The sequence below is a fragment of the Prochlorococcus marinus str. MIT 0919 genome (assembly GCF_027359375.1).
GTDB lineage: Bacteria > Cyanobacteriota > Cyanobacteriia > PCC-6307 > Cyanobiaceae > Prochlorococcus_D.
On sequence record NZ_CP114779.1, the window covers coordinates 519,383 to 536,612 of the forward strand.

General features: G+C 36.2%; 21 protein-coding genes. 18 read left to right on the plus strand and 3 right to left on the minus strand.

What is annotated here, in order from left to right:
- Nucleotides 1-46: 46 nt before the first annotated feature.
- The 4 genes from O5635_RS02860 to rsmD all read left to right on the plus strand — a co-directional run bounded on the left by O5635_RS02860 (nt 47) and on the right by rsmD (nt 3,048).
- Nucleotides 47-1,210 carry a GuaB3 family IMP dehydrogenase-related protein gene (locus O5635_RS02860; RefSeq protein ID WP_036902626.1) on the plus strand — a complete coding sequence of 388 codons (1,164 nt, stop codon included), beginning with the start codon at nt 47-49 and terminating at the stop codon, nt 1,208-1,210.
- A gap of 205 nt (nt 1,211-1,415) precedes the next feature.
- The gene (trxA, locus tag O5635_RS02865; RefSeq protein ID WP_036902624.1) at nt 1,416-1,739 is read left to right on the plus strand and encodes a thioredoxin; all 324 of its coding nucleotides are present in this window, start codon (nt 1,416-1,418) and stop codon (nt 1,737-1,739) included.
- A gap of 40 nt (nt 1,740-1,779) precedes the next feature.
- The gene (gene hisH, locus O5635_RS02870; RefSeq protein WP_036902623.1) at nt 1,780-2,406 is read left to right on the plus strand and encodes an imidazole glycerol phosphate synthase subunit HisH; all 627 of its coding nucleotides are present in this window, start codon (nt 1,780-1,782) and stop codon (nt 2,404-2,406) included.
- Nucleotides 2,407-2,424: 18 nt separating this feature from the next.
- Nucleotides 2,425-3,048 (plus strand): 16S rRNA (guanine(966)-N(2))-methyltransferase RsmD, encoded by a 624-nt coding sequence (rsmD, locus tag O5635_RS02875; RefSeq protein ID WP_036902622.1) that lies wholly within the window; start codon nt 2,425-2,427, stop codon nt 3,046-3,048.
- On the opposite strand, the gene petG is transcribed toward rsmD, so the two are convergent.
- Nucleotides 2,996-3,115, minus strand: coding sequence for a cytochrome b6-f complex subunit V (gene petG / locus O5635_RS02880; protein WP_072013274.1), 120 nt, complete (start codon nt 3,113-3,115; stop codon nt 2,996-2,998). The two genes, rsmD and petG, sit on opposite strands and share 53 nt — an antisense overlap.
- Before the next feature lie 59 nt (nt 3,116-3,174).
- Here petG and O5635_RS02885 point away from each other — a divergent pair, with 59 nt between their 5' ends.
- The 11 genes from O5635_RS02885 (at nt 3,175) to O5635_RS02935 (ending at nt 12,581) form a co-directional block, all read left to right on the plus strand.
- A complete protein-coding gene (locus tag O5635_RS02885) occupies nt 3,175-3,564 on the plus strand; it encodes a c-type cytochrome (RefSeq protein WP_036902620.1) in 390 nt (129 codons plus the stop codon).
- Between the two features lie 2 nt (nt 3,565-3,566).
- On the plus strand, nt 3,567-4,298 hold the full coding sequence (locus O5635_RS02890; RefSeq protein WP_036902619.1) for an RNA methyltransferase: 732 nt from the start codon (nt 3,567-3,569) through the stop codon (nt 4,296-4,298).
- A gap of 118 nt (nt 4,299-4,416) precedes the next feature.
- Nucleotides 4,417-5,415, plus strand: a complete 999-nt coding sequence (locus O5635_RS02895) for a serine hydrolase (RefSeq protein WP_081934294.1) — start codon at nt 4,417-4,419, stop codon at nt 5,413-5,415.
- A gap of 133 nt (nt 5,416-5,548) precedes the next feature.
- Nucleotides 5,549-6,637, plus strand: coding sequence for a magnesium chelatase ATPase subunit I (gene bchI / locus O5635_RS02900; RefSeq protein WP_036902617.1), 1,089 nt, complete (start codon nt 5,549-5,551; stop codon nt 6,635-6,637).
- Nucleotides 6,638-6,641: 4 nt separating this feature from the next.
- A complete protein-coding gene (ruvC, locus tag O5635_RS02905) occupies nt 6,642-7,121 on the plus strand; it encodes a crossover junction endodeoxyribonuclease RuvC (RefSeq protein ID WP_036902616.1) in 480 nt (159 codons plus the stop codon).
- Nucleotides 7,122-7,170: 49 nt separating this feature from the next.
- Nucleotides 7,171-7,755, plus strand: a complete 585-nt coding sequence (locus O5635_RS02910; RefSeq protein WP_036902615.1) for a 5-formyltetrahydrofolate cyclo-ligase — start codon at nt 7,171-7,173, stop codon at nt 7,753-7,755.
- 17 nt (nt 7,756-7,772) lie between these two features.
- Entirely contained in the window at nt 7,773-8,231 is a 459-nt protein-coding gene (locus tag O5635_RS02915; protein ID WP_241462965.1) for a SufE family protein, read from the plus strand.
- Nucleotides 8,232-8,283: 52 nt separating this feature from the next.
- Complete coding sequence (locus tag O5635_RS02920) at nt 8,284-9,600, plus strand: homoserine dehydrogenase (RefSeq protein ID WP_036902614.1); 1,317 nt, start codon at nt 8,284-8,286, stop codon at nt 9,598-9,600.
- 105 nt (nt 9,601-9,705) lie between these two features.
- The gene (locus O5635_RS02925; protein ID WP_052042974.1) at nt 9,706-9,921 is read left to right on the plus strand and encodes a hypothetical protein; all 216 of its coding nucleotides are present in this window, start codon (nt 9,706-9,708) and stop codon (nt 9,919-9,921) included.
- 36 nt (nt 9,922-9,957) lie between these two features.
- Complete coding sequence (locus O5635_RS02930) at nt 9,958-11,565, plus strand: ABC transporter substrate-binding protein (protein ID WP_052042970.1); 1,608 nt, start codon at nt 9,958-9,960, stop codon at nt 11,563-11,565.
- Nucleotides 11,562-12,581 carry an ABC transporter permease gene (locus O5635_RS02935; RefSeq protein ID WP_269607914.1) on the plus strand — a complete coding sequence of 340 codons (1,020 nt, stop codon included), beginning with the start codon at nt 11,562-11,564 and terminating at the stop codon, nt 12,579-12,581. The genes O5635_RS02930 and O5635_RS02935 overlap by 4 nt, the downstream gene beginning before the upstream one ends.
- On the opposite strand, the gene O5635_RS02940 is transcribed toward O5635_RS02935, so the two are convergent.
- Nucleotides 12,578-14,227, minus strand: a complete 1,650-nt coding sequence (locus O5635_RS02940; RefSeq protein WP_036902611.1) for an alpha/beta hydrolase — start codon at nt 14,225-14,227, stop codon at nt 12,578-12,580. The genes O5635_RS02935 and O5635_RS02940 overlap by 4 nt on opposite strands.
- Between O5635_RS02940 and O5635_RS02945 the strand changes: the two genes are divergently transcribed.
- Nucleotides 14,209-15,465 carry an MFS transporter gene (locus tag O5635_RS02945; protein ID WP_036902610.1) on the plus strand — a complete coding sequence of 419 codons (1,257 nt, stop codon included), beginning with the start codon at nt 14,209-14,211 and terminating at the stop codon, nt 15,463-15,465. The two genes, O5635_RS02940 and O5635_RS02945, sit on opposite strands and share 19 nt — an antisense overlap.
- Nucleotides 15,466-15,491: 26 nt before the next feature.
- On the opposite strand, the gene O5635_RS02950 is transcribed toward O5635_RS02945, so the two are convergent.
- Nucleotides 15,492-15,845, minus strand: coding sequence for a DUF2834 domain-containing protein (locus tag O5635_RS02950; RefSeq protein WP_036902608.1), 354 nt, complete (start codon nt 15,843-15,845; stop codon nt 15,492-15,494).
- Nucleotides 15,846-15,904: 59 nt separating this feature from the next.
- Between O5635_RS02950 and O5635_RS02955 the strand changes: the two genes are divergently transcribed.
- Nucleotides 15,905-16,747, plus strand: a complete 843-nt coding sequence (locus tag O5635_RS02955; protein WP_052042966.1) for a PfkB family carbohydrate kinase — start codon at nt 15,905-15,907, stop codon at nt 16,745-16,747.
- Nucleotides 16,748-16,805: 58 nt separating this feature from the next.
- Nucleotides 16,806-17,021 carry a hypothetical protein gene (locus tag O5635_RS02960; RefSeq protein ID WP_036903610.1) on the plus strand — a complete coding sequence of 72 codons (216 nt, stop codon included), beginning with the start codon at nt 16,806-16,808 and terminating at the stop codon, nt 17,019-17,021.
- Nucleotides 17,022-17,230: the final 209 nt, after the last annotated feature.

Below are 17,230 nucleotides of genomic sequence, written 5' to 3' on the forward strand. Positions count from 1 at the left end.
TACCCTAATCGTTTGGTAACTTGTCCAAAATTTATTAAATTCTGATTTGAATATTCAACTCGGCCACTCAAAGTTTGTTCGTCGAGCATTTGGTATCGACGAAATAGCCCTTGTACCAGGAGGAAGAACTGTTGATCCTGATATAACTGATACCTCTTTAAATATAGGAGGCAAAGAATTAGAAATTCCAATAATTGCCAGCGCTATGGATGGAGTAGTCGATGTAGGTATGGCAATTGCTCTTTCAAAATTAGGTGCTTTAGGTGTACTTAATCTTGAGGGGATTCAAACCAGATACGAAAACCCCAAAGAAGTCATAAATCGAATCACATCTGTTGCTAAAACGGAATTTGTACCACTTATGCAGGAGATATATAGCAAACCTATACAAGAGAAGTTAATAACTCAAAGGATTAATGAAATTAAATCTCATGGAGGCATTGCAGCTATAAGCGCAACACCTCAAGCCGCTATAAAATATAAGGAAACGATAGTCAGTGCTGGTGCTGACATGTTTTTCCTGCAAGCAACTGTTGTATCTACCGAACATATTGGACCGTCAGAGCGAAAGAGTCTTGATATTTCTAAACTTTGTCAAAGCTTGCCTATTCCTGTACTGGTAGGGAACTGCGTAACCCATGACGTAGCTTTAAATCTTATGAAGGCTGGTGCTAAAGGAATCTTAGTAGGAATTGGGCCGGGAGCAGCATGTACTTCAAGAGGGGTTCTTGGAATTGGCACCCCTCAAGCCACAGCAATTGCAGATTGTTCCTCAGCAAGAAATGAGCACATGAAAGAAACTGGGGAATATATTCCAATAATTGCAGACGGGGGAATTGTTACCGGAGGTGATATTTGTAAATGCATTGCTTGCGGAGCTGATGGGGTGATGATTGGATCCCCTATTGCAAGAGCCAACGAAGCTCCTGGAAGAGGCTTCCATTGGGGGATGGCAACACCGAGTCCTGTACTCCCAAGAGGTACTCGCATTAACGTTGGTTCTACTGGCAGTCTAGAAAAAATCTTACGCGGACCTGCAAGTCTTGATGATGGAACTCAAAATCTTTTAGGAGCTCTAAAAACTTCCATGGGAACACTAGGAGCAAAAAATATTAAAGAAATGCAAAAGGTAGAAATCGTTATAGCTCCATCACTACTTACAGAAGGCAAGGTATATCAAAAAGCACAGCAATTGGGTATGGGCAAATAAATTTGGCCATAAGGTTGAAAAATGAAAATTAGTTTCGTTTATTGAAGCAATAACTTGAAAGGTAAAGCATTAGAATCTCCTCAAATTGACTGCTATAGTTGACTCATGAAAGATTTGAGGACCTATATCAAAACGAACTTATGGCAGAATTGATTTTATTCGGCAAAATAAAATAATTAAATCCTGTTAAATAGTCTTCAAAGGTATGTCAAGCGCTGCAGCAGTAACTGATTCATCATTTGAGCAGGAGGTACTTCAGAGTGATGTGCCTGTTCTGGTTGATTTTTGGGCTCCTTGGTGTGGACCATGCAGGATGGTATCTCCTATAGTTGATGAAATATCCAAAGATTTTGAAGGTAAAATCAAAGTTTGCAAATTAAATACTGATGAGAACCCAAATGTTGCTAGTCAATACGGAATACGAAGTATTCCTACGTTAATGATTTTCAAAGGTGGGCAGAAAGTCGATACAGTTGTTGGTGCCGTTCCAAAAGCAACACTGTCAGGGACTCTTTCAAAGCATCTTTGAATCTAAAAAGCTTTTTAATGAATCAAATTAACCTTGTTAAGTGAACATAAATATTGGTCTAATAGATTATGGAATGGGTAATCTTTACTCTGTTCAACAATCCTTAAGACGACTCAAGCAAACCACTAAGTTAATAAAAAGTCCTAAAGATTTAACTAATTGCAAGGCTCTAATCCTTCCAGGAGTTGGTTCTTTTGATCCAGCAATGGAAAATCTACGAAAAACCAATCTAATACCTGAAATTAAAACATGGGTGCAAAGCAAAAAACCTCTTCTCGGAATATGTTTAGGCTTACAATTAATGTTTGAAAGTAGTGATGAAGGAAATTTATCTGGGCTGGGTCTCCTAAAGGGCCATGTATCTTCTTTGCCAAAAAATCAACCTGAAAGGATACCTCATATGGGTTGGTCGCCTCTCAAGCAAAAAAAACAATGTCCTTTACTAGAAGAACAAAGTAATTCAAAATGGATGTACTTTGTACATTCATACTCGGCAATTCCACTAGCAGAAGATCTTGCCGCAACAGTAAGTTTTGGAGGAGAAGATATAACTGCAATTGTTTGGAGGGATAATATAGGAGCTTGCCAATTTCATCCAGAAAAATCTGGTATTGCAGGAAAGAGTTTACTAGATTCTTGGTTAAAGTGGGTGAATGAGAAAGGTTAATTCAACCAGAAAAGTAGTATGAAGCTTATTAGTGGTCTTAAAATAAAAAGCCCATCTTTTAATGGTACTAGACCAACAACATCATTAGTAAGAGAAGCTGTAATGAACATTATTGGTAGAAAAGTTTTAAATTCTAATTGGTTAGATTTATGTAGTGGTAGTGGAGTGATGGGATGCGAAGCATTGCAAAAAGGTGCTTCAATTGTTATTGCAGTTGAGATAAATAGATTGGTATCCAAAGTCTGCAAAGAAAACCTAAAACATGTATCCCAAATTATTAGTAGAGAAAAAAGTTTTGAATTAATAAATGATGATGTAGTTAAATGGCTAAAAAAAGGTTATGAACACCAGGAGAAAAGATATCTTTCTCATATAGATAAAGCAAATAGAAAATTTGATCTAGTCTATTTTGACCCTCCTTATCAAAGTAATATTTACTCCCCTGTACTGAAAAATTTAATTGATGGTAATTGGTTAAAAAAAGATTCGTTAGTAATTTGCGAATGCGCCAATGAGTTAAGTATAGATAATTTGTCTAAGTGGAAAATCGCAGACAGAAGGACCTATGGGAAAACCTCTTTAATCTTCCTCACTCCCAATCAGGTAGAGGACTTTCACGTCGATACTGATTCCATGCACTAACAAATAAACCTATTATGGTTATTGGAACAAGACCTAAAACAATTCCACAAAGAAGCGGTTCAATCATTTTCCAGTAATAATAAAAGATAATGTTATACACAATTCTTTCATGATAGTGAACCTTTCGTGAAAAGCACTTCACCAATTGGTATAGAAGATGATGAAAGCCCCAACAAGGGGCTGCTACTTTTATTGGCTGTAAGCGCGATTTCGTGCTTGATAATCTTTTTATCTTTTATTTTTACGGCAAATATAGATCCTTACACTAAAGAATCATTGCAGCTAAATGGTTCACCAGAACAAGGAAGGAGGCTTTTTCGAATTAATTGTGCTGGCTGTCATGGCATCTCAGCTCAGGGTCTAGTGGGACCTGACTTGCATGGAGTAACAAGCCAATTAAGTGACAAGAGGATTGTCAATCAAGTAATTAAAGGTCTTACCCCGCCAATGCCAAGATTTGAAATGGAGCCAGAATCAATGGCAGATCTGCTCTCCTACCTACATTCGTTAAATTAACCTTGAAAGTAAACAAGCAAAACATCAAGCTTATCCTTGTAGAGCCAGCTGGAGAAATAAATTTAGGAAGTGTGGCTAGGCTTTGCAAAAACTATGAGATTGAAGAGCTAAGACTTGTCTCTCCAAGATGTCAACCACTAGATGTAAATGCACGGAAGATGGCTTTAAAGGGCATCGACATCCTAAAAAATGCAAAAGTTTACTCAACTTTGTTAGATGCAATTGATGACTGTGTGCGAATAATTGCAACATGTGGTCGCAAAGATCATGGAGATATTCCATTACATTCATCTGAATCTTCATTGGATTGGCTTATAGAAGGTTTCTGCTTAAAACCTGTAGCAATAGTTTTTGGCAGGGAAGACCGTGGACTTACCAATCAGGAACTTCAATTAGCTCAAAAAGTAATCACTCTTCCTTCGTCACAACAATATCCATCTCTCAATATTTCCCACGCAGTTGCAATTATCTTGAATGATTTAACTAGATGCATAAACAAACCCACCCAATCAATCAAAGAGAAAATAAATAATCCATCTACACCTAAACAAATCAATGATTGCTTAATTCAGGCTGAGTCACTTCTTCTTGAAATAGGTTTTTTACAAAATCACACTGCAAAATCGCGGATATCAAAAATACAAGCAATGTTTCAAAGAGCTGAGATAAGAGAAGAAGAAATTGCACTAATAAGAGGAATTTTACGACAAGCTAAATGGTTTATTGATAAGTAAACTTTTTAATATTAAAATTCCAACAATGAGTTAGCGCGAACTTTAATTGATTAAAAAAACCAATCTAGAAATTAATAATTCTAGCAAGTTGATAAGAAATTTTATAAACCTATTTTTAATGGGGATAGGATTAGGAGTAATTTTTGGCTCTATCTTTAGAACAATTACTCCAACAAGCAAAGTTTTTAATATAAACCAAAGAAAAGCGATAGCTGAAAGTAATAGCAGAAAAAAAATAGGGATTATTTCAAACCTAAATGGATTGGGGAATTACAAACAACGTAAAGAGTTAATTATTTTAAGTAACAAATGGAAAAAGCTTTCAGATGAAAAGATAGATCTCCAAGTAAGTGCTTATTTAAACTTTGAAGATGGAAGATACGCTCAATTAAATGCTGAAAATAGTTTACCAGCAGCAAGCTCTATAAAAGTCCCAATACTTTTAATAGCCTTAGAAATGCTCGACAATAAATTACTTTCTTGGGATGAACTTATAGAACTTAAAAGAGATTTGATAGCTTCTGGATCTGGATGGATGAGATATCAAAGGATTGGACAAAAGTTCCCTATTCACGAAATCGCAACTGAAATGATAAGAGTAAGCGACAATACAGCTACTAATCTTTTAATTGACCGTATAGGTGGTATTGAAATACTTAACAAGCGTTTTATTGAACTTGGTCTTAATCAAACACATATAAAAAACATGTTGCCAGATTTAAACGGAACGAATAGAACTAGTGCAAAAGATCTCTGCCAGGTATTTCAAATAGCAGACTCAACTAATTTCCTGAGCTTAAAATCAAGAGACCTCTTTCGAGAAATCCTAAGCACATCCAAAACCAACAGCTTGCTACCTGATGGTTTGTTAATTGGTCTTGGTCAATCGCCTGGCAATACAGATTACAATCTATTAATAAATGGTTACAGGGTCTACAACAAGACTGGTGATATAGGGATTTCTTATGCAGATGCAGGCTTAATAGAAATGCCTGATACATCTAGAGCAACTAGCGCTTTCATCGTTAAAGGTCCTTTTAATGACCCTCGATCTGCAACACTTATTCGAGATTTGTCTGCTGAAATCATTAATCACATCAAGACCGCACGAGAATAATTAGGTAAGCAATAGGGATCAGAAACATCTTAAAGTTTTCAATAAACATTGCTTTATAAAGCTTTTTAAGAGTTAAGCAAGACTCAGGTAACCTGCCTATGAAACAATCCAAAACAGGAAAAACTATTAATCAGTGAGTTCAACTAGGAACCGCAGGGTATTCCCCTTCGCAGCAGTTATTGGTCAAGAAGAAATGAAGTTGGCACTTCTTCTGAACATAATTGACCCTCGAATAGGAGGGGTAATGATTATGGGAGATAGAGGAACGGGTAAATCAACCACCATTCGAGCACTTGCAGATCTTCTTCCAGATATAGACGTTGTACAAGGAGATCCCTATAACAGTTCTCCTGAGGATCCTGACTTGCAAAGTACAGAGGTTCAACAACTTTTAGAACAAGGGGGAGAGCTGACCACAGAAGGGAAGCAAGTGCCAATGATTGATCTCCCACTTGGTGCGACTGAAGACCGCCTCTGCGGAACAATAGATATCGAAAAAGCCTTATCCGAAGGAGTAAGGGCCTTTGAACCAGGCCTTCTAGCCAAAGCCAATAGGGGACTTTTATACGTTGACGAAGTTAACTTGCTTGATGATCACCTAGTTGATGTCTTGCTAGACTCTGCGGCTTCAGGGTGGAATACAGTTGAGAGAGAAGGTGTTTCAGTAAGACATCCCGCAAGATTTGTATTAATAGGTTCAGGGAACCCAGAAGAGGGAGAGTTGAGACCTCAACTTTTAGATAGATTTGGCATGAGCGTTGAGGTGCGTACAGTTAGGGATGCAGAGCTTCGTGTGAAAGTTGTTGATCAAAGGACATCATTTGATGATAATCCCAATGGATTTATATCTTCAGTAAAAGAAAAGCAAGATTCACTGCAAAAGAAAGTGATTGAGGCTCAAGGAAGACTCCAAAATGTCAGTATTGATGAAGACCTTCGTTTGAAAATTTCTGCTGTTTGCGGAGAGCTAGATGTAGACGGTCTACGTGGAGATATTGTTTCTAATAGAGCAGCTAGAGCTCTTGCAGCGTTTGAAGGTCGTAGTGAAGTTACTGAAGAAGATGTTGCTAGAGTTGTTTCCTGTTCATTAAGACACCGTCTCAGGAAAGACCCACTAGAACAAATCGATTCAGGCGACCGTGTTATCAAAGCATTTTGCAAGATATTTGATAGAAGTGATGAAGACAATCTGACTGATTTTGAATTAGCATCATCGGACTAAAAAATTGTTAATCCTTGGAATAGACCCTGGCTTAGCGAAAGTCGGCTATGGACTAATAAATTGCAAAGAAAAAAGCAAAGAAATAATTGATTGCGGCATAATTAAAACCAATAAAGATCAATCAGATGGAGATAGAATGATTGAGATAGCACGAGATCTCCGTTACATAATAAGAAAATGGGAACCCTCATTGGCTTCTGTTGAAAAATTCTTTTTTTATCGTTCGAGTGCAACAATTAGTGTTTTACAAGCAAGAGGGGTAATAATGATGACACTTGCACGTTTTAATATTCCAGTTTTAGAGTTTCCACCAATGCAAATCAAACTTGCAGTGACTGGTTTTGGTCATGCAAAAAAAGATGAAGTAGTTGCATCTGTAATAAGAGAGCTGGAATTAAAAAAACCTCCAAAGCCAGATGATGCAGCAGATGCACTAGCAATCGCTTTGACAGCTTTTTACAATTATGGGGACTTTAATGATTAAGTTTATTTATATTCAATTACAAACTTATAAAATTATTTAAGAAGAAATAATGAACTCAAAAAAAAATAAATCTATCGCAAGAAAGAAATATCAAGGAATTAGGAAAGAGGTCGTTAATGTTAAGGAAAATCTAATCTATAATCAAGTTAAAAGAAAATTAAATCAGCTACTAATCAAGAAGAAAAATCTTTGTATAGGGATATATTGGCCATTAAGTGGAGAAGTAAATCTTACCAAGCTTAAAGGGTCAGCAAAGTTATTTTTAGCTTTACCAGCAAGCAAAATCCTTAACGAGATTACATATCATCTGTGGAGAGAAAATCCATTAGAGGATGACTTATTAGGAATCCCTGCACCAATTAGCGAGCCAATTCTTCCTCCTTCCAAACTTGATCTATTACTTGTACCAGCACTGGCTATTGATCAAAGTGGTCATAGATTAGGCTATGGAGGAGGTTATTTTGACAGGCTACGAAGTAAAGCGCCATGGAGAGCTGTTAAATCCTTAGTAGTCCTCCCTGAAGCCTGTGTTTCCAAGCAGGCATTACCTGTTGACCAGTGGGATATACCTTTTGATGGTTGGATAACAGAAGAAGGCTGCTTTGAAATAAGAGAGGTGAATAAAAAAAGTTAAGCTAATAGTAATTACTCATGGCCAAAAATTTTATGGCTGGGAACCTTGAAGAAAATTTTGCACAAAGCTTTGGGAGCAAAGAACTTGACAAATTGGTTTCCAAACTTAGATCAACCTCTGACCCTCGCAAGAAATACGAATATCTCCTATGGCTAGCAAAAAAACTTCCTTTGCTTCCAGAAAACTCTTTGAAAGATTCAATAAAAGTGAAAGGTTGTATTTCGCAAGTATATGTACAAGGGGAACTTCATAATCAAAAATTGATATGGAAAGGATATTCTGATGCCCTAATAACAAAAGGGATGCTTGCATTACTTATAAAAGGTTTGACAGATCTGACACCTAAAGAAGCAGTTTCTATAAACCCTGAATTCATAGAGGCAACTGGCTTGAAAGCAAGCCTTACCCCCTCAAGAGCGAATGGTTTCTTAAATATCTTTCTTAAAATGAGTTCTCAAGCCAAATTATTTTTATAAATAAACGCTATTAGTTCATAGAGTCAACAATAGTAAAGCCGGTACCAATCTCATGAAAAAACATATTTGTGTTGGGCTAATAGGACTAGGCACTGTAGGGACAGGAGTGGCAAAGATAATAAATTCGCCAGACGGTCGACATCCTTTAGTATCCAAAATTAAATTGTCTAAAATTGCTGTTAGGGACAAAAGGAAAAGTAGATCAATCTCAATACCTAATGAATTAATAACTGAAGATCCTTTGGAAATAGTTCAGGATCCTGAAATAGACGTTGTAGTAGAAGTCATGGGGGGTATTGAGCCTTCTCGAACATTAATTTTAAGTGCTATTAAATCAGGCAAGTCTGTTGTAACAGCTAACAAAGCAGTTATCGCAAGACATGGCGAAGAGATAGCAGCAGCAGCAAATTCAGCCGGTGTTTATGTACTTATTGAAGCTGCAGTTGGAGGTGGCATTCCTATAATTGAGCCTTTAAAACAATCATTAGGGGGGAACAAAATAAAGAAAGTAAGTGGAATTATCAATGGAACTACAAACTACATTCTTACCAGAATGGCAAAAGAAGGAGCTAATTACCAAGAGTTATTAAAAGAAGCTCAGGAGCTGGGTTATGCCGAAGCAGATCCTATGGCTGATGTTGAAGGTCTTGATGCTGCAGACAAAATATCTATATTAAGTGGGCTTGCATTTGGCGGTCATATCAATAGATCACTTATACCTACAAAAGGTATAAGTGATCTGCAAAACATAGATGTAAATTATGCAAATCAACTGGGCTATGAGGTGAAACTTATTGCAGTTGCTGAAAGTCTTCAAGTGCAAAAAGCGAATGATGAATCATTAGCATTAGCAGTAAGAGTGGAGCCAACACTTATACTCAAAGAGCATCCCTTAGCTGGAGTCAATGGAGTAAATAATGCCATTTTCGTAGAAGGTGATCCAATTGGTGAAGTGATGTTCTACGGACCAGGGGCAGGTTCTGGTCCAACAGCATCTGCCGTGGTGGCTGACATTCTCAATATTGCAGGCATAAAAGTAATGGGAGAAGTAAGCAACTCTCTAGATCCACTCTTATCAGCTTTTAGTTGGAGAAAATGTCATTTAGCAAAGCCGACGGAAATCTTTCAGAAGAATTATTTGCGTCTAATCACAAAAGACACTCCTGGGGTAATTGGCCAAATAGGACAAATTTTTGGCAAGAAAAAAGTCTCCATACAATCAATTGTTCAATTTGATTCGAATGATACTGATGCTGAAATTGTAGTGATAACTCATCAAGTTAATAAAGGTCTTATAAAAGAAGCTATTACTGAGATAGAAAACCTTTTAGAAGTCAAAAAAATAGCTGCTCACATGAGTTGTCTTTAAACAAAGTCAAACATGGCATTTCCATCAAAGAATTGGTAATTGTGTATATAGGGAATTGATCCTTATGAATTCAAACCCCACTTATCTTTAATTCTTAAGAAATCCATGAACTTAAGAAAAAATAGAATTGCGCATGCAAGTTCACTTAATGATAGTGTTTTACATCAGGGAGACTGTGTTCACCTTGTCGATGACAAGAACTTGTTTCAAATTATTGGCATAGATAACGAGCACGAAAAATGTTGGGTAAGACAATGGCCTCTTTTGCCAAAAGGCTCTCCTGTATTTGAAATATCAATTCAACAAATTGCATTACCTTAGAAAAATTGATCAGAATATACTTGATTAAAAACAGCTTTGAATAATTTTCTATTTCAAACTAAACCAAAAGGTTTTTTTCAATTAACAATCCTAATAGCAACTTCTCTTCTGGCATTCAGTCAAATCTCATGTGGACCAACTAGAGATTCGGATCGAGTAATTGTTGCAAGCAAGGGTAAAATCGAATCATTAGACCCCGCACAAGCTAATAAGTTACTTGCTATACAGCTTCTTAGCGCATTAGGAGATCCGCTTTATAGAATTAATGACGAAGGTGTTCTTGAGCCAAGGCTTGCTAGTGATCAGCCTTATATCAGCAAAGATGGTCTGACAGTTTCTATCCCTCTTAGGGAAAATGTTCTTTTTCATGATGGGACTAGTTTCAATTCTGAAGCGATGGCCTTTAGCATTAGACGTTTTATGGATATAGGTACATTAAATTACATCATAGGAGGAAGAATAGTTGATATTGAGACACCCAACCCTTTCTTAATTCGTATAAAACTTTCAAGGCAGTCTAGCTCTATTAAAGGTTTACTTACCTCTATAAATTTAACACCAATTTCACCAACAGCATATAAGAATTACCAAGATAAGTTCTTGAACAAGCAATTCATTGGTACTGGCCCATATAAGCTTGATAGTTTTAGTCCGGAGAGGCAAAGATTAATACCTTTTAAAGGTTATTGGGATGGAAAACCAACAAACAAAGGAATTGATTTTATAAGCTATACGAGCTCTATATCATTATTTAGTGCAATGAAAACTGGTCAAATTGATGTACTTCTTTCTAATTCATTAGAAGATGGTCATCGACTAGCACTTCACAAACTTTCAAAGAAAGGAAAGATCATAGAAGGTGTAGGACCTGCCATGCAGATTGAATATATAGCCTTTAAATCCAACTCACCACCTCTAAATCAAAAACTTATAAGACAAGCTCTTTCTTATAGTATTAATAGAGATCTTATTTCCAAACAGGTAAGCTATGGCCTAAGAGAACCTTTAAGATCAATTGTTCCTCCTGTCTTGCAAAAAGAAAAACAATCAAAGTGGCCTATTTATAACCCAATAAAAGCCAGGAAATTATATGAAAAAGCTGGTTTTTGTAATCAAAATATTCTCAATATTCCTTTAACTTTTCGATCTAATGTACCTGCAGACAAACTCCTGGCATTGACATGGCAATCGCAAATAAAAAGAGACTTTTCAGATTGTATTGAACTTAAATTAAATGGAGTTGAGTCAACCACTGTTTACAAGCAACTTTCAGAAGGAAGTTATAATGCAGTAATTCTTGGTTGGACCGGAGAATATCCAGACCCACATGCTTATTTATCTCCTCTATTAGATTGTAAAAAAATTTCCGACTCAATATGTAAAGAAGGTGAAGCTGTTTTTGGTGGAACTTTCTGGGCTTCCAACGAAATACAAAAAGCTCTAGATCAAACTGAAATTCTTACTGGTAATAAAAGAGACAAAAAACTTAGTGATATCGAATTGCTTGCATCTAAAGGAGGGGCTATTTTGCCAATTTGGCTAGAGAAACCAAGAGCCTGGGCACAAACAAATTTTTTAAAGCCAAAATTTGATGGGAGTGGAAGATTACTTTTAAACCAACTACAAAAAGAGAAAAGGAAATGAACAGAGCGCGGGCTCTATTTAACTACTCAATGACCAGATTAGCCTTAGCACCTCTAATGCTATGGCTTATCTCAACGTTAGTTTTTCTTCTTCTAAGGATTGCCCCTGGAGATCCTGTAGATGCAATTCTTGGCAATCGAGCTGATGAGGCTGCAAGAGAAGCAATGCGAATGAAACTTGGATTAAATCAACCATTACTAAATCAATATTTGAAATTTATTAATGACCTTGTTCATGGGGATCTAGGTTTTTCTTTAAATACTCAAGAAGCCGTTTCTGAGATCATTTCAAAGGCTTTACCTGCAAGCATTGAATTAGCCTTTGCTGCCCTTATTTTTGCAACCGTAATTGGCTTTTCAATTGGCTTTGCTGGCATATTAAAACCTAATGGTAAAACTGACTTCGCAGGGCGCCTATATGGAATTGGAACATATGCATTACCTCCTTTTTGGGCAGCAATGCTTATTCAATTATTTTTTGCTGTGATCTTAGGTTGGTTTCCAGTTGGAGGGCGGTTTCCTCTTATTCAACCACCACCAGAAATAACAGGTTTTTTAGTAATAGACAGTTTGTTATCTTTTAATTTCCCCGCACTAATAGGAACTTTAAGGCATCTATTTCTTCCATCTTTTACATTAGGCTTTTTATTAAGTGGAATTTTCAGCAGATCACTAAGAGTCAATATGGAAAAATCATTATTAACTGGTCATATAGAGGCAGCCAGGACTAGAGGAATAAATAAAAATCAAATTATTTTTTCACATGCACTTCCAAATGCTTTACTACCAGTCCTGACAATTACAGGGCTAACAGTTGCCTCTCTAATAGGAGGAGCTCTTCTCATAGAAATAACATTTTCCTGGCCAGGTATTGCTCTTCGACTACAAGAGGCTATAAGCCAAAGAGACTACCCAATTGTGCAGGGAATTATTGTTGTAATCTCTATGCTAGTAGTAACAGTTGGTGTAGTTGTTGATCTACTTATTGCCTTACTAGATCCAAGAGTTAGCTATTAATTATTTACTATATTTTCCACATTAGAATAATCTAATAAATGATATTTTAAATTAACTGTGCTCCCATTAATTGACACAGGTAATTTCTTCTTTTGTTCTAAAGAATCTAAAAAGCGTATTACCTGAGAAGATAGCAAACCTTGAACAGATAAAGGATATGAACCAACTAATCCTTCTCCTAACTGAAACAGATCTTCTCCTCTTGAATTATCAGTTTGATCTTTAACTCTAATAGGAGAAAAATGACTGGCCCCCTCAATAACTAAAACTCTATTGAAAGAGTTAGGTTGAATAGAAAGTAAAAGACCAAGTTGTTCACTTAATGCTGGTGTAATCAAATCAAAAGTACCACCGGTTAATAAAACAGGAACATTTGAAGTTAAAGAAGAGCGATCTGGCCAAAGCAAGCTCCCGAAACTATTAATGCCAACTATTGCATGCAATTGCTTGATGTCGAGGTCCTTTTGCAATGGAATATCTATCAATTGACATTGCATAAGTCTTGAAAGGTTAGTAAGAGATAAATTAGATAAAGCCTTTTGGCATCTTTCAGCTAAGCCTTCCTGAGGCATTGCGCCAGAAGCAAGAAATGCTGTCAATGCTCCCAATGAATGACCTAGTAAAACAACTTTTTCACCGGGTATAGAAATTTCCCCATCCTCCCTTGCTTTAAGAACAACCTGTAAATCCTTTAGCCGATAAGAAAATACTTCTGCTGCACTTGGTGCTGGCAAACTTCCATCAACAAGAAGGTTAAGGGCTTCAGAATCACTACCTGGATGGTCCAAAACAACTACAGGCCATCCTTGGTGACTAAGACTTCGCGCAAGCCAACGAAAATGATTCTGATCACCCCCCAAGCCTGGCATTAAAACAATCCATGTATTCCTAGGCACTTCTCTTGCTAGAGGGTTCCAAACTTCAACATTTAAAAGTTCAGATCGATGCGAAGTAGTTAATTGAACTAATTCATAAAGAGATTCCTTTAACTCTCCAGCAGATTGATCTTTTTCATATTTGAAAGACAAATCATTATTGGTTGAATTAGAAGTATTAGAGGTTAAAGATCTTAGATCAGTTAATAGTTTCTGCTGGCCTTTTAGTTCATCTCGCCAACTAGTAGCAACTTGAACCCATTCATTTAAATCAAAATGTATTACCTCCGCTGGTAGTTCTTTTAAGAGATCTAAAGTTGAGACTTCCCCCTGTTGGTCAAGCAAAGATTCCAATGTATTAAAAACCTTGGTACCTGATCTATCTTCGTCCAATCGAATTAAATCACTTACTTCATCTAAGAGTTTCCTTCCCACCCAACTTCTCAATAATTGCCTAGCCATGCTTTTATCTTTAACAAGAGGTACTTGAAGAAATTTAGATAAAGCCGAACGACTATCAAAGCCAAGCATGTTTAACCACGCAGATAAGTCTGACTTAGTCTCATTGTTTAAAAGAATAGGTTTTGCATTTAGATCAACATCTCTACTCCAATCAGAAAGTTCCTTTATAGAAATCGGCAAGGTTAAGTCTTCAAAATGGAATTCAATTCTTTCTGCTGCAAACAAAGGGCTGATACGAGATGCAGAAATAAAAAAGTTGGTTAAAGCAGCTATCGCAATTATTCTTATTAATGAACGTCTTGAAGACAACGTTAAATCTCACATCGTGGTGGAACCAGTTTCCCCAAAAATTACGCCTACTTACTAGAGGTCGCTTTTTTGCTTCAGTTGGAGCTGGTGGTGTCCTTTATTTAACTCCATTGGTTTTTAATAATCTTGCTTTTTCAGCAACACAAATCGGAAGTGGCCTTACAGCAGCTGCCTTTGCAGGAACTATTACAAGATTAACAACAGGTCTTTTTCTTGATAAAGGAGGCAAATATGCAACTCCTTTAAAAACGGCTGCTATTACAGCAATAATTGCAGACTTGCTACTTCTAACTGCAGGAACTTATCGTCAGTATCTAATCGGCGAGATATTTCTAGGAGCCGCTGCTGGAATATATTGGCCCTCTATTGAATTAGCTGTACCTATCACATGCGGAGATTTTCAATCAAGTAAAGGTTTTGCATTAGTCAGGAGTGCTGATGCATTTGGTATAAGCGCTGGAGCACTAATAGGATCCTTAGCCGCCTCTGCAGACTTCATTAGATTCATTTACTGTGTTGAAATAGCATGCATGTTTAGTTTTATATATTTATTAATGGACAATAGGCTCCAGGATTCATCTGCAGTTTCTGAAGGGTTAAAAGATAGCAATAGAGGCTTCGTGCTTTATTTTACAAATAAGCTTCAAGAGTACAGATATTTTGTACCAAAATTATTCCCAATACTAACTTTAAGTCTTCTCTCAACAGGAATACTGTCTTTACTGCAAAGTGCTCTACCTATTGATCTTGTACTTGGAGGAATTAAAAGAGCTGCTATAAATGAAAGTTTTATAGGGGGTATAATAGCAATTCAATTAACACTATTATTATTAATTCAATGGCCTATAGGTAATTGGCTTACAAAGAGGAATATTCGTTTTGGCTTATATATAAGTTTATTAAATTTTTCCATAGGTTGCTTGTTACTTGGCTTATCAAATATATTCAAAGGAGGTTTAATAATTGCAGCAATTGGATTAGTACCAATCTCAATTGGTTTAGCTTCATTTCTACCAACAGCGACAGAAGTCATTGTTCAAATATCACCAATAAATTATAGGGGTTTAAGTATGGCAATATACTCACAGTGCTTTGGGCTTAGTGCTATTTTTGCACCTTGGTTGGCTGGTCTTTTAATTGACACTAATGGAAACGCACTATTACTATGGTTAATTACAAGTATCCTTTGCATTTTTGCGTTACCATTAATAAGTAAAATCAGAGTTATTAGAGCATAAAGCAAACTATAATTATCTTTTAGTATTTAATTATATTTTTGATCTTCGATTAAGCGAAGTTCTCTTAAAAAAAGAAATAGTGGTGCAGAAAATGCAAATGCAATAAGAAAAGTTGAAATAATAACAACCCAAAAATATTTTATCTCCAACCTTTTTGACTCAGAAAACATCCATACAACAATCGCACTCGATCCTATTAGTAAATCTCTAGACAAAGAACTTGCTGCAGGGTTTATATTAGCTAGCCGGATAAAATGTAGTACATCAAAGCCAGGTCCGTAAGTATTGATGTAATCGATATTAGCTTGCATAGTTAAGATTGCACCCAAAACCGCGAGTAACAAATAAATCGAACATAAAAAATAGCGCTTAAAAAGCATTGTATTTATAAAAAGTTTAAACGTTATGTATTATAAAGGGTAAAAACAATAAAAAATAAATGGATATTGATCTAATAAAAGAAATTCATAACGTACCAAAGCTAAATCTTGCTGTTATAGGCCATATAGAATTAGTTACATTTGTTGGCGTAAAAGCATTAGCGAAACCAGGCGAAATAAATCATGCAAATAAATTTACAGTCCTACCCGCTGGAGGAGGAGGTGTTGCTGCAGTTCAAATGTCAAAACTGACAACTAATAAAGTTCACTTTTTTACGGCTCTAGGACGCGATGAGGAAGGTCTTAAGAGTGCAAAGATTTTAGAAAAATTTGGTCTTAGTCTACATATCGCTTGGAGAGATAAGCCTACAAGGAAAGGCATTAGCTTTATCGATGATGATGGCGAAAGGACAATTACAGTAATTGGAGAAAGGCTTCAGCCAAACTCGGAAGACGATCTTGAATGGTCTATGTTGAAAGATTTTGACGGTATTTTTATTACAGCTACAGATTCAATAACAATTAAACATTGCCGAAAAGCAAAGGTAATTACAGCAACCCCACGAGTTGGCCTTCAAGCATTAAAAAAGGCAAATGTACAGCTTGATAGCCTATTAGGAAGCAAGCTTGACAAAGATGAGCAGATTCCATTAGATGAAATAAATCCTAGGCCAAAAACAATTATAAGAACAGAAGGAATTAAAGGTGGAGAAGTCATACCTGGAGGAAAATACAAAGCATTTAATTCAAGAAAGCCAACGATTGATTCTTATGGATGTGGAGATTGCTTTGCTGCAGGAGTTACAGCAGGCCTAGCCGCAGGCTGGGAAGCAAATAAAGCAGTAAACCTTGGTGCGAGATTAGGAGCAATGTGCGCCGAAAACTTTGGCCCTTATATATAATCAAGCTTCAATACTCTTTTATAATAAAAAACAATTGCTAGTGCGCAGCTTTATTCAAATGAACAAAGCCACTAAACAGGAGATAAAAGAAAAAGTAAACAGAGAAAGGACGCTTGTTTCATCAGCAATATTTTATGGCTTAGCAATTTTCATTCTATTTTTAGAGTCAATAATTACTCTTGTTTCATTTGCATGGAAAGGAGTCTTTAAAAAGGAAATTCTTTCTAAAAATAGTAATCTTGGATTTGATATTGATATAATTTTAAAGGAGTAACAACATTTCTTTTTTGAAGACTGATCTATGAGAATAATTTACATTATACCGATTATAGTTTTTTGCATTTGGCTTTCATTAAAATTTAAAAGCTTGTTAGGTAGGAAAAGAAACATAAAACTATTTCGAGATAATATTATTCAGAGGAACAAAACAATCCAAAGATTTAACGAACGTTATTTTGACAAACTACTTACTTGTCCTGACAT

Excerpts from the sequence above, each read along its gene's own strand:
- rsmD (WP_036902622.1), top strand. The coding sequence starts at position 2,425 with ATGAAGCTTATTAGTGGTCTTAAAATAAAAAGCCCATCTTTTAATGGT.
- O5635_RS02910 (WP_036902615.1), top strand. The coding sequence starts at position 7,171 with ATGAACTCAAAAAAAAATAAATCTATCGCAAGAAAGAAATATCAAGGA.
- O5635_RS02945 (WP_036902610.1), top strand. The coding sequence starts at position 14,209 with ATGAACGTCTTGAAGACAACGTTAAATCTCACATCGTGGTGGAACCAG.
- O5635_RS02925 (WP_052042974.1), top strand. The coding sequence starts at position 9,706 with ATGAACTTAAGAAAAAATAGAATTGCGCATGCAAGTTCACTTAATGAT.
- O5635_RS02950 (WP_036902608.1), bottom strand. The coding sequence starts at position 15,845 with ATGCTTTTTAAGCGCTATTTTTTATGTTCGATTTATTTGTTACTCGCG.
- O5635_RS02960 (WP_036903610.1), top strand. The coding sequence starts at position 16,806 with ATGAACAAAGCCACTAAACAGGAGATAAAAGAAAAAGTAAACAGAGAA.
- trxA (WP_036902624.1), top strand. The coding sequence starts at position 1,416 with ATGTCAAGCGCTGCAGCAGTAACTGATTCATCATTTGAGCAGGAGGTA.
- O5635_RS02895 (WP_081934294.1), top strand. The coding sequence starts at position 4,417 with ATGGGGATAGGATTAGGAGTAATTTTTGGCTCTATCTTTAGAACAATT.
- O5635_RS02920 (WP_036902614.1), top strand. The coding sequence starts at position 8,284 with ATGAAAAAACATATTTGTGTTGGGCTAATAGGACTAGGCACTGTAGGG.
- petG (WP_072013274.1), bottom strand. The coding sequence starts at position 3,115 with ATGATTGAACCGCTTCTTTGTGGAATTGTTTTAGGTCTTGTTCCAATA.
- O5635_RS02935 (WP_269607914.1), top strand. The coding sequence starts at position 11,562 with ATGAACAGAGCGCGGGCTCTATTTAACTACTCAATGACCAGATTAGCC.
- O5635_RS02915 (WP_241462965.1), top strand. The coding sequence starts at position 7,773 with ATGGCCAAAAATTTTATGGCTGGGAACCTTGAAGAAAATTTTGCACAA.
- O5635_RS02955 (WP_052042966.1), top strand. The coding sequence starts at position 15,905 with ATGGATATTGATCTAATAAAAGAAATTCATAACGTACCAAAGCTAAAT.